This window comes from Pacificoceanicola algae (assembly GCF_049341065.1).
Taxonomy (GTDB): domain Bacteria; phylum Pseudomonadota; class Alphaproteobacteria; order Rhodobacterales; family Rhodobacteraceae; genus Pacificoceanicola.
Map to the genome: position 1 here is coordinate 22,192 of NZ_JBMPIX010000007.1, position 12,187 is coordinate 34,378.

The 12,187-nt window shown below is 60.8% G+C and carries 9 protein-coding genes; 1 reads left to right on the forward strand and 8 read right to left on the reverse strand.

The features are described from left to right. Window positions 1-3: 3 nt before the first annotated feature. The 3 genes from ACOYQJ_RS12225 to ACOYQJ_RS12235 all read right to left on the reverse strand — a co-directional run bounded on the left by ACOYQJ_RS12225 (window position 4) and on the right by ACOYQJ_RS12235 (window position 4,256). The gene (locus tag ACOYQJ_RS12225; protein ID WP_422906306.1) at window positions 4-429 is read right to left on the reverse strand and encodes a universal stress protein; all 426 of its coding nucleotides are present in this window, start codon (window positions 427-429) and stop codon (window positions 4-6) included. A 63-nt stretch (window positions 430-492) separates the two neighbouring features. Beyond that, the gene (locus tag ACOYQJ_RS12230) at window positions 493-3,123 is read right to left on the reverse strand and encodes a TRAP transporter permease (RefSeq protein ID WP_422906307.1); all 2,631 of its coding nucleotides are present in this window, start codon (window positions 3,121-3,123) and stop codon (window positions 493-495) included. Window positions 3,124-3,296: 173 nt separating this feature from the next. Next, window positions 3,297-4,256, reverse strand: a complete 960-nt coding sequence (locus ACOYQJ_RS12235) for a TAXI family TRAP transporter solute-binding subunit (protein WP_422906308.1) — start codon at window positions 4,254-4,256, stop codon at window positions 3,297-3,299. 118 nt (window positions 4,257-4,374) lie between these two features. Here ACOYQJ_RS12235 and ACOYQJ_RS12240 point away from each other — a divergent pair, with 118 nt between their 5' ends. Continuing rightward, window positions 4,375-5,709, forward strand: coding sequence for an aspartate aminotransferase family protein (locus ACOYQJ_RS12240; RefSeq protein WP_422906309.1), 1,335 nt, complete (start codon window positions 4,375-4,377; stop codon window positions 5,707-5,709). 80 nt (window positions 5,710-5,789) lie between these two features. Here ACOYQJ_RS12240 and ACOYQJ_RS12245 read toward each other — a convergent pair whose 3' ends face one another. The 5 genes from ACOYQJ_RS12245 to ACOYQJ_RS12265 form a co-directional block, all read right to left on the reverse strand. Further along, complete coding sequence (locus ACOYQJ_RS12245) at window positions 5,790-5,915, reverse strand: hypothetical protein (RefSeq protein WP_422906310.1); 126 nt, start codon at window positions 5,913-5,915, stop codon at window positions 5,790-5,792. A 13-nt stretch (window positions 5,916-5,928) separates the two neighbouring features. Further along, window positions 5,929-7,224 carry a c-type cytochrome gene (locus ACOYQJ_RS12250; protein ID WP_422906311.1) on the reverse strand — a complete coding sequence of 432 codons (1,296 nt, stop codon included), beginning with the start codon at window positions 7,222-7,224 and terminating at the stop codon, window positions 5,929-5,931. A gap of 2 nt (window positions 7,225-7,226) precedes the next feature. Further along, a complete protein-coding gene (locus ACOYQJ_RS12255; protein WP_422906312.1) occupies window positions 7,227-8,432 on the reverse strand; it encodes a formate dehydrogenase subunit gamma in 1,206 nt (401 codons plus the stop codon). Between the two features lie 149 nt (window positions 8,433-8,581). Next, a complete protein-coding gene (gene fdh3B, locus ACOYQJ_RS12260; RefSeq protein WP_422906313.1) occupies window positions 8,582-9,175 on the reverse strand; it encodes a formate dehydrogenase FDH3 subunit beta in 594 nt (197 codons plus the stop codon). A gap of 12 nt (window positions 9,176-9,187) precedes the next feature. Continuing rightward, complete coding sequence (locus tag ACOYQJ_RS12265; RefSeq protein ID WP_422906314.1) at window positions 9,188-12,085, reverse strand: formate dehydrogenase subunit alpha; 2,898 nt, start codon at window positions 12,083-12,085, stop codon at window positions 9,188-9,190. Window positions 12,086-12,187: the final 102 nt, after the last annotated feature.

Here is a 12,187-nt window from a genome sequence, read left to right on the forward strand (position 1 = left end):
AATTCAGCGGATCACAAAGACTGACTGATTGGCATGGCGCACCACGCGGGCCGCGTTTGGCCCGACAAGATAATCGCGCAATTCCGGCCGGTGAGCGCCAACGACAATCGCATCGGCCCCAACAGCATCGGCAGTGCGGATGATCGTGTCATAAATCGTGCCCTGCATCACATGCAGATGCGCGGGAATGTCCGCAGGCAGAACCTCAGCCACCCAAGCCCTGAGCAACGCTTCAACCTCGGCCTTCATCTTGCTCGCATGCTCTGGCCCCAGCGCGGCGCCGACCATGGCCATGCCGCTTTCGGGCACAACGTTCAGAACGTGAAGCTCTGCCTCATTGGCGCGGACCAATTGGCAGGCCGCCTCGGCGGCGCGCCGTTTGCCTTTGGATTGATTGAGATCGACCGCAAGCAGGATCTTTTTGAACATCGTCTTGCCTCCCTGGCGAAAAGCGATCCGAAGCGCGAAACCCGCCTCGGATCGCGAGTCCTTTTAAAATGGTGCCTGGGTCGCCCGAGGCCGCTGGATCATGACCACACCGGCCAGCAGGATCAGCGCCGGGATAAAGAACAGCTCTTTCGGCATCCGGTCATTTTCGACCTGCACCTGCGTGATCGTCACCGGATTGTCGCCGTAGTAGTCATACTCGGTGCCCAGCGTTTCAAAATGCGGCGTGCCGGGGAAAGGTTCTTCCAGAAGCAAAGCGCCCCCCTCCTCCATCACCGTCAGGCCCTGATCTGACAAGGCCGTCATGGCATCACCCGGAATGGCAGGCACGACCACAGTGGTCGGGCGCATCTTGCCGGTGTCGAAGTCGGGGCCAGTCACCGTCAGGCGCACCTCTTGCCCCTGAGGTGCCCCTTCCATCAGGGTGATCGCCGCCGGACCGCTGGCCGAGGCGTATTTCTCGGATATCTGGTCAAGGAAGAACCCCGGCCGAAACAGCATGAAGCAGATCACCAGCAACAGGGCGCTTTCCCACCATCGCGACTTGGCGATGAAATAGCCCTGCGTTGCCGCCGCAAACAGCAGCATGGCGATCAGAGCGATGAAAAAGACCAACACGGCGTGCGGCAAAGTCACATCGATCAACAGAAGATCAGTGTTGAAGATGAACAGGAAGGGCAGCAGCGCTGTTCGGATGTCATAGCCAAAGCCCTGAATACCCGTCTTGATCGGATCGCCCCGGCTGATCGCGGCGGCGGCATAGGCCGCAAGCCCCACCGGCGGCGTGTCATCTGCCAGAATGCCAAAATAGAAGACGAACATGTGCACTGCGATCAATGGCACGATCAGCCCCGCCTGCGCACCGACACTGACGATCACTGGCGCCATCAAGGAAGACACGACGATGTAATTCGCGGTTGTCGGCAAACCCATGCCGAGGATCAGGGACAGCACCGCCACCAACACCAGAAGAATAATCAGATTGCCGCCCGAGATGGTCTCGATCACCTGCCCGATGACCTGATGCGCCCCGGTCAGGGAAATTGTGCCGACGATGATGCCCGCCGCCCCGGTCGCCACACCGATGCCGATCATGTTGCGTGCACCAAGGATCAGGCCCTGCACAAAGTCCTTCCAGCCCTGCACGGTTTCCGCAGCAACCCCCTGCCCCCGGAACATCGCCTTGAGAGGGCGATGCGTCAGGCCGATGATGATCATGAAGATCGTCGCCCAAAAGGCCGACAGCGCGGGCGAAAGGCGCTCCAGCGTGTCGGTGCGCACCATCAGATTCCACACCAGAATGAAAATCGGGATCGAGAAATACAGCCCGGATATCAACGTCGGCGTCAGACGCGGCGCGACCGGCGGGCCATCTTCGTCCTTGTCCATTTCAAGTTCGGGATAGCGGGCCGCCACTCCTACCAGAAAGACGTACAAAACGGCGATCACCGCGACGGCGGCATAGACGCTTTCGCCCATGACAGGATCAAGGATGGTACGAAGCCCGATCATCAAGAAGGCCAGCGCCCCTAGCACGATAAAGCCGGACAGAAACAGGATCATGATCATCAAGACACCGATCTTGCGACCGGGCTTTTCGAGCCCCTTCAACCCCATCTTCAGGCTTTCGAGATGCACGATGTAGAGCAGCGCGATATAGCTGATCACCGCTGGCAAAAACGCATGTTTGACCACGTCGATGTAGGGAATATTGACGTATTCCACCATCAAAAAGGCTGCGGCCCCCATGACCGGCGGGGTCAACTGACCATTGGTGGAACTCGCCACCTCGACCGCGCCCGCCTTTTCCGCCGGAAAGCCGATGCGCTTCATCAGCGGAATGGTAAAGGTGCCCGTGGTCACCGTGTTGGCAATGGACGAGCCCGAGATCATTCCCGTCATCATCGACGACAGAACCGACGCCTTCGCAGGCCCGCCGCGCAACGCGCCCAGCAGGGCAATGGCCACCTTGATAAACCAGTTGCCGCCACCCGCGCGGTCCAGCAAGGCGCCGAACAGCACAAACAGGAAGATCATCGAGGTCGAGACCCCCAAGGCGACGCCAAAGACCCCCTCAGTCTGCATCCAGTAGTGGCCAAGCGCCTTCGAAAGCGAGGCCCCGCCATAGTTGGTGATATTGCGCGCCCACTCCGAATAGCCGCCGAAAAAGGCAAACAGGATAAAGGCACTGGCGATGATGACCAATGGCAGGCCCAAAGATCGGTAGACCGAGATCATCAGCACCACCATGCCGATCGAGGACATGGCGATATCGGTGGGCGACCACAGGCCCGGACGGTCAGCGATCTGGAACCGGAAGACCACAAGGTACATACAGGCCCCGACCCCCAGAACAACCAAGGCCCAATCGTACCACGGGATGCGATCGCGCGGAGAACTGCTGAACAGCGGAAAGGCCAGCGTCGCCAGCATGATAGCAAAGGCCAAGTGCACATAGCGCGCCTGCGCAACGATATTGGCGAACATGCTCACGCCCGTGGCCTGCGCCACGATACCGGGGATGCGGCTCGCGATGTACAGTTGGAACACCGACCAGGCGATGCAGGTGCCGATGATCAGCTTGGCCTGCCATGCCGCGCTGGGATTGCGCGCGCCGGTATCGGCCTCGGCCACCATATCATCGGCTGTACGTTCTACGGAAGGCTGATCCACCATCGTCTTCGTCCCCCTGAGACCACTGTCTTGTCCATGCGGTTGCGTCTTGTTGTTCGGCGCGCAATCCGAGACTTATCAAAGCCCTTGGCGTTGGCCCCAGCCCTTGGATCGGGGCCAGCGCAAAAGGTTCCAGCAAGAACGGCGGCAAGTTTCCCTGCCGCCGTCTGGACTGATTATTCCATCAGTCCCAGTTCTTTATAGGCCTTTTCGGCGCCCGGATGCAGCGGCGCGGACAGGCCATCCTTGACCATCTGCGCCGGGTCGAGATTGGCAAAGGCCGGGTGCAGCTGCCGGAAATCGTCGATGTTTTCCATCACCGCCTTGGCCACGACATAAACCACATCGTCCGAGACATTGGCCGAGGTCACAAAGGTTGCGCCCACGCCAAATGTGGTCACGTCCTTGTCGTTGCCGGTGTACATTCCCGCCGGGATCGTCGCGACGCGGTAGTAGGGGTTGTCAGCAACCAGCTTGTCAATCGGCTCACCCACCACGTCGATCAGCTTGATGTCGCAGGTGGTGGTCGCTTCCTTGATGGCAGCGGCCGGGTGGCCGATGGTATAGATCATCGCGTCGATGTTGCCGTCACAGATCTGCGCGGCCATCTCGGACCCTTTGTATTCGGTCGCAAGGGCGAAATCGCCCATCCCAATGCCAAAGGCATCCATCACCACTTCCATGGTGGCGCGCTGACCAGAGCCGGCATTGCCGACGTTCACGCGCTTGCCCTTGAGGTCCTCGAATTTTTCAATGCCGCTGTCGGCCCGGACAAGCAAGGTGAAGGGCTCGGGGTGGACGGAAAACACGGCGCGCAGCTCGGGGAACGGATTATCCGCGAAGGTCGAGGTGCCGTTATAGGCGTGGTACTGCCAGTCAGACTGGGCCACACCAAACTCAAGCTCGCCAGCTTTGATCGTGTTGATGTTGTAGACCGAGCCGCCGGTGGATTCGACCGCGCAGCGGATGCCATGTTCCTTGCGGGACTTGTTCACCAACCGGCAGATCGCACCACCTGTGGGATAGTAAACCCCCGTGACGCCCCCCGTACCGATCGAGATGAATTCCTGCGCGCTCGCTGCACCACCGAAGGCCAGTCCAACGGCTGCGGCAGCGCCAAGTACGAAATGTTTCATGTTTCGCTCCCTATTTTTTGTCTCTGTCTCATGAAGAGTTGAGTTTTCAGTAGAACCGGGAATCGGATTTGTGGCAAGGTTCGTACAGAAAAATCTTCGCTGAAAAGAAGTTAACGCAATGTCAGGTAGAACATCTCACGTCTTTCCGCGCAATTCCAAGGCACCGCCGCCGGTGGTTTCGCATGGCGATGGGGCCTATCTGTACGACACTTCAGGCAAGGCCTATCTGGACGGATCGGGCGGCGCGGCGGTGTCCTGCCTCGGCCATTCCGACGCCCATGTGACGCAGACGATCAAAGCGCAGCTGGACAAAGTCGCCTTTGCCCACACCGGTTTCTTCACCTCTGATCCAGCCGAGGCGCTGGCGGATAAACTGATCGGCCTCGCCCCCGAGGGGCTGGACCGGGTCTATTTCGTTTCGGGCGGATCCGAGGCGATGGAGGCGGCGCTGAAACTTGCCCGCCAGTATTTCATCGAGATCGGCCAGCCGCAGCGCGGCCGGATCATCGCCCGCCGTCAAAGCTATCATGGCAACACCCTTGGCGCGCTGGCCACCGGTGGCAACGCATGGCGCCGCGCGCCATTTGCGCCGCTGCTGATCGACGTCAGCCATGTCGCGCCCTGCTACGCCTATCGCGGCCAGCACGAAGGCGAAACCGAAGCCGCCTATTGCGACCGTCTGATTGCCGAGCTTGAGGCCGAGATTGCCAAACATGGCGCCGAAACGATCATGGCCTTCGTCGCCGAACCCGTTGTCGGCGCCACATTGGGGGCCGTACCCCCGGTGGCGAATTATTTCAAACGCATCCGCGATCTTTGTACCCGGCACGGTATCCTGCTGATCTTGGATGAGGTCATGTGCGGCATGGGCCGGACCGGCACGCTTTTTGCCTGCGAACAGGATGGCGTTGCGCCAGACATCTGCGCCGTCGCCAAAGGGTTGGGTGCGGGCTACCAGCCCTTGGGCGCGATGCTCTGTTCCAAAACAATCCATGATGCGATCGAAACTGGCTCGGGCTTTTTCCAGCACGGCCACACCTATATCGGTCACCCCACCGCCTGCGCAGCAGGACTGGCCGTTCTCGAACGTCTGGTGGATGACGCCCTTCTTGCCAATGTCGCCCCGATGGGTGCCGCGCTTGCAAACCGCCTGAACGACCGATTTGGCCAACACCCCAATGTCGGCGACATCCGCGGACGTGGCCTGTTTCTTGGGCTTGAGCTGGTCGAAGACCGGGTGAACAAAGCGCCCTTTGACCCATCGCAAAAGATCAACGCCCAGATAAAGAAAGCCGCGTTTGAGGCCGGGCTCATCTGTTACCCGATGGGCGGCACCGTTGACGGACAACTGGGCGATCATATCCTGCTGGCCCCTCCCTTCATCCTGACCGAGACGCAAGCGGATGAATTGACAGACAAGCTCTGGAACGCCTTCAAAGCCGTTGGCCTCTGACCGCCTGCCTTTGCAGCTTTTTGAAGATCCGGAGGGGGGGTGCGCAAATCAGGACCGCGAGGCCCCGTTCCCGAACCGCTTTAATCCAGCCGAACCGAAGCCCCCGCGGCGCGCTCCTTGGAGGAAAACCCGATTTCGTGCAGCCCGTAATAGGCGCCAACCGCGATCACCACCATAGCGACAAAGCCTGTAAACATCGCTTTCATATCAACGCACTCCTCATTGCGTGGCGCCTTTCAAAAACTCGATCAGGTCGGCCCGGTCATCTGCCCCGGCGATCACCTGCATCGGCATCTTGGAACCGGGAATATAGTGATCCGGCCCCTGATCAAAGAGCGCATCCACCGTCTTTTCGGTCCAGATGATCCCTGCACCATCCAGCGCCGTGGAATAGGAGTACTCTTCGATCACCCCGGCCTGCCGGCCGAACAGACCATGCAGCGTCGGCCCAGCCTTGCGTGACGGTCCGGGCTCAAGCGCGTGACAGATCGAGCACTTGCGCATGAACTGCCGTTCGCCATTTGTCATTTCTTCCGCCGGGCGCAAGAAACTGCGCGCGCCGGAAATCCCCGGTTCGAACCTGTCCAGCAGCGCGATGGGCCAGGCATAGACAACATCGTCGAGACCTCCGGCATAGATCGTCTGGCCATCGGGCGAAAACGCCAGCGCCCAGACCGGCCCCTGGCGGGCGGCGCGAAAATCGCGGGCAATGCGCCAGTTCTTCGTGTCAACGATCATGATATAGCCCTCGCCGTCCCCCACCCCAAGCTGTCCGGTCTCGGCATGATAAGCGAGCGCCAGAATAGGCCGTCGGTCCAACGTGAAATCGGCAAGCTCGTTGCCTTCATGGTTGATAATGCGGGTCGTCCCGTCGACAGCACCATAGGCGATCCAGGCTTCGGTCACGATCAACTCATTGATGCCAAACCCGTTTTGGACCAGCGGCAGGCCCGCGCCCTCCTTCAGATCAAAGAGCATGAGACTGCCGTCAGAGGTTCCGGCGTACAGCCGGGATGGGTCGGCAAAAGCCACCGCGTTGACCCCACCCGGCGCGTCAAGAAAACGGCCCCGCGGCGCAGGTGAAGGCGGAGAGAGCGCCCAGTTTTCCCCCGTCGTTATGGGCCACAGACCGATCTTGCCATCCCAACTGGCACTGGCGACAGTCGCGTTGTCTGGCGAAATGGCAATATCCGTGACCTTGCCCTTGTGCACGCCCAGCGGAATGCCCCAAGTCGGCAGGTCCCATCTCAGCACGCTGAAGTCATCGCCACCCGATACCAGTAGCCCGGGGCCGGCAGCCACCGCGTTCACCGCCGCAGAGTGACCTTCGAGCCATTCAGGCCGTGTTCCGTTCCAGACGCCAACCGAATTATCGAAACTCGCCGTCACAACCCGCCCATCGGGCAAAACGTCGATCGCCATGATCGGTCCACCGTGGCCTTTGAGCGTAGTGAACTCCTGCGCCGAAACCGATCCGGCGCAGATCAGGGCAAGGGCTGTCAGCAGCCCCCGCACCCTTACTCGGCAGGGGTCGCGGTGCCCGCGCCCCCGGCTTTGGCTTCATCTTCCTTGACCTTCTCCAGCCAGAGAGAATGGTGCTGGTGCGCCCATGCCTCATCCACCTCGCCGGTGCCCATGGCATCAAAAGCGCCTTCCATGCCAAGCGAGCCAATGTAGATATGCGCGATGATGATCGCCATCATCACGAAGGCCACAATCGCGTGCCACAGCTGCGCAAGTTGCATTTCCTCTTGCGGGGCAAGCGCCGTCGGCAAGGGGGACATATCCACCCAACCCGGAACGCCGATGTCGTTCAGGATGGCAAAAGTTTTGGCAAACAGCGGAAGCTGGAACGGAAACAGCAACGACAGTCCGGACACCGACAGTGAAGCCCCAAGCAGGATGACTGACCAGAAGATGATCTTTTGCCCGCCGTTGAACTTCTTGGCGGGGGGGTGCTTGTTGCCGATGATACCGCCCGCCTGCGCGAACCATTTGATATCGGTCTTGTCGGGAATATTGTGCCAAACCCAAAGCACAAAGACCAGAACCAGAGCCAGCATGAAGGCCCAGGCCACGTTGTTGTGGATCATTTTCGAGACGGTCAGCATCGTGGCGTTCAGCTCTTTGCCGACATAGGGTGCAATGAACATGCGCCCGAAAAGGGTCAGCAAGCCGGTGAGGCCCAGCAGGATGAAAGATCCCGCCAGCATCCAGTGCGAAAATCGCTCAAAAAACTGGAAGCGGGTGACGGTGTGGCCGGTCATCGGCTCATCCAGTCGGATCTTTCCCCGCAGCACGTAGAAGATCGCCAGCGCCGCGATGGTGCCCAGCAGCAGGTAACCGCCATAGGTCGCCAGCGGCCCTTTGCGGAATTCGTACCACTTCATGCCGCCGTCCTGAACCAGAACCTTGCCGACGTCATTATTTGTACTGACCGTCACATCGGCCTTGTTGAACCGAAGCGCCCGCCAGAGATCGGGATCGGACGAGGTGCCAAGCGGCGCAAGGTTCGGCGGCGGCACGGCATCGCCGCCCACATTGTCCGAGCGAAAGCTTTCGTCCACGGGCAGGCCTTGTTGGCGCCGCAGAATGTCTTCCAGCGTTTGCGCGCCACCGGTGGCAGAGCGGTCGATTACGGGGGCCTCTGCCTCCTGCGCTGTCGTCAGGACAGGCGCGGCCAGCAGGACCAATGTCAGAATAGCCATGAGATGGCGCAGCATGGGGGTCTCCCGAAATGCGAATGGCTGTCATGCGGGCACCCGGTGGTCCGGTCGCCTATGCAACTCAATGGGTAAGGCGGGGTGATCCCCGCCCTACGTTTTGACGAACACGGCGGCAAAGCTCTGTCGCCGCCGTGCCTCGGACGGGATCAGCCGCCCTTCTGGTCGTAAGCGGTGCCCCAACCCCATGCGCCCGAGCCGAAGCCGCGCGCGACCACACGCTCGCGGTAGATGGCCGACACAACGTCGCCATCGCCCGCCAGCAGGGCCTTGGTGGAACACATCTCGGCGCAGATCGGCAACTTGCCTTCCGCGATCCGGTTGCGGCCGTACTTCTGGAACTCCACGGTCGAGTTGTTCTCTTCCGGGCCACCGGCGCAGAAGGTGCACTTGTCCATCTTGCCGCGCGAGCCAAAGTTGCCCGCCTGCGGATATTGCGGCGCGCCAAAGGGGCACGCGTAAAAGCAATAGCCGCAACCGATGCAAAGGTCCTTGGAGTGCAACACGATGCCCTCTTCGGACTGATAGAAGCAGTCCACCGGGCAAACGGCCATACAGGGCGCATCCGAGCAGTGCATACAGGCCACGGAAATCGAGCGTTCGCCCGGTTTGCCATCCTGAATGGTCACCACGCGGCGGCGGTTGATCCCCCACGGCACTTCGTGTTCGTTCTTACAGGCCGTGACGCAGGCGTTGCATTCGATGCAGCGCTCGGCGTCGCAGAGAAATTTTGCTCTAGCCAATCTCTTTCCTCCTTACGCTGGCATGATCTTGCAGAGAGTCGCTTTGGTCTCCTGCATCTGGGTGACGCTGTCATACCCGTAGGTCTGGGCCGTGTTGGTCGATTCACCCAGTACATAAGGGTCAGCCCCGTCCGGGTATTTCGACCGTTGGTCCTCGCCCTGGAAATGACCGCCGAAGTGGAACGGCATGAAGGCAACGCCTTCGCCGACCCGTTCGGTGACCATGGCCATGACCTTGACCTTGCCGCCCTCGGGGCCTTCGACCCAGCACTGCGCGCCGTCCCGAACACCAATATTGTTGGCGTCACGAGGGTTGATCTCGACGAACATATCCTGCTGCAATTCGGCCAGCCACGGGTTGGACCGCGTCTCGTCACCGCCGCCCTCATACTCGACCAGACGGCCGGATGTGAGGATGATCGGATAATCCTTCGAGAAGTCCTGCTTCTGGATCGAAGCATAAAGCGTCGGCAGACGGTAGAACTTGCGATCCTCGTAGGTCGGATAATCCGCCACCAGATCGCGCCGGTTGGAGTACAGCGGTTCGCGGTGCACGGGGATCGGATCGGGGAATTCCCAGACCACGGTCCGCGCCTTGGCGTTGCCATAGGGGGCGCAGCCGTGTTTGATCGCAACCCGCTGGATGCCGCCCGAAAGGTCGGTTTTCCAGTTGGTCTTGGGTCCGGCCACAGCCTCGATGGCGCTGCGTTCCTCGTCGGTCAGGTCACCATCCCAGCCAAGGTCCATCAGCATCTGCATGGTGAACTCGGGATAGCCGTCCTGAATTTCCGAACCGGGGTTGAAGACCCCCTCGGCCAGCAGGTTTTCGCCATTGCGTTCAACACCATAGCGGGCGCGGAAGGGCAAACCTCCCTCAGCCACCGGCTTGTTGATGTCATAGAGGTTGGGCGATCCGGGATGGTTCATCTCGGCCGTTCCCCAGCATGGCCAGGGCAGACCGTAATAGTCGCCATCCGCCGGGCCGCCAACCGCCTGAAGCGTGGTGCGGTCAAAGGTGTGCTGGTTCTGCATGTGCAGCTTGATCCGCTCCGGCGACTGGCCGGTGTATCCAACCGTCCACATGCCGCGATTGATCTCGCGCAGCGTGTCCTCGATGTTCGGCGTGATCCCGTCATCTTCCAGCGCGATATTGCGGAAGAGCCGGTCGTGGAAACCGAACTTCTTGGCGAAGAGACCCATGATTTCGTGGTCGGTCTTCGACTCGAACAGCGGTTCGACAACCTTCTCTCGCCACTGGATCGAACGGTTCGACGCGGTGACCGAGCCGTAGGTCTCGAACTGCGTACAGGCCGGCAGCAGGTAAACGCCATCGGTCCGGTCGTGCAGTACCGCCGACACTGTGGGATAGGGGTCGACGACCACCAGCATGTCCAGCTTTTCCATCGCGGTCTTCATCTCGACCATTCGGGTCTGAGAGTTCGGCGCGTGGCCCCAAAGCACCATGGCCCGCACCTTGTTGGGCTGGTCCATGTTCTCGACATCTTCCAGAACACCGTCGATCCAACGCGAGACCGGAATACCGGTTTCGTACATCAGATCCTTGTCCTTGCCGTCGGCGCCTTTCATCTTGGCGAACTGGCCGTTCAGCCAGTCAAAGTCTTCGCCCCAGACGCGCGCCCAGTGCTGCCACGAGCCCTTGGCCAGACCATAGTAGCCCGCCAGCGTGTGCGACAGCACACCAAGGTCCGTCGCGCCCTGCACGTTGTCGTGGCCACGGAAGATGTTGGTGCCACCACCCGAGGTGCCCATGTTGCCCAGCGCAAGCTGAAGCACGCAATAGGCGCGGGTGTTGTTGTTGCCGGTGGTGTGCTGGGTGCCGCCCATGCACCAGATCACGGTGCCCGGACGGTTGTTGGCCAGTGTCAACGACACGCGGCGCAGCTGGCTGCCCGGCACGCCGGTCACACGCTCGACCTCTTCGGGGGTCCACTTTTTCACTTCTTCGCGGATCTGGTCCATGCCCCAGACACGGGTGCGGATGAACTCTTTGTCCTCCCAGCCGTTCTCGAAGATGTGCCACAGGATACCCCAGATCAGCGCCACGTCCGAACCGGGACGGAAGCGGACATATTCGTCCGCATGGGCCGCGGTGCGGGTAAAGCGCGGATCACAGACGATCAGTGGCGCATTGTTCTGTTCCTTGGCGCGCAGGACGTGCAGCAGGGAAACGGGGTGCGCCTCGGCGGGGTTGCCACCGATGATGAAGATCGCCTTGGAGTTATGGATGTCGTTGTAGCTGTTGGTCATGGCGCCGTAGCCCCATGTGTTCGCAACACCCGCAACGGTGGTCGAATGGCAGATACGCGCCTGGTGATCGACGTTGTTGGTGCCCCAATAGCGGGCGAATTTCTGGAACAGATAGGCCTGTTCGTTGTTATGCTTGGCGCTGCCCAGCCAATAGACCGAATCCGGGCCGCTTTCTTCGCGGATCGTATTCATGCCGTCGCCGATCTCGTTGATCGCCTGTTCCCAGCTGATGCGCTTCCACTCTCCACCCTCTTTTTTCATCGGGTACTTGAGGCGGCGCTCGCCGTGGGCGTGCTCGCGGACCGCGGCCCCCTTGGCGCAATGGGCGCCCAGGTTGAAGGGGCTATCCCAGCCGGGCTCCTGCCCGATCCAGACGCCATCCGACACTTCGGCAATGACCGTACACCCGACCGAGCAGTGGGTGCACACGGATTTCTTCAGCTCGACGGTGCCGGTGGCAGCCGACTGAGCGCTGGCCTGTGTCACGGAGCCGCCTGTGGCGGCAATCGCCGTCAGACCCCCGATGGCCAGACCGGACCCGCGCAGAAAGGCGCGGCGATCAACCGAGGCGTTGGCAACCTCGGAAAGGATACTTGTCCGCTGGGGGCGTCGCGCAACCCCGTTGGTCTTTTTCCTAAGCATGTTTCTCTCTCCCTTTACGCAGCCTTGCGGCGCGCTGGACTGTATAAAAGGCCGGTCAAGCAGTCGGGCGTCACGCAACCAGTCGCTTGGGTGGCCAAGTAT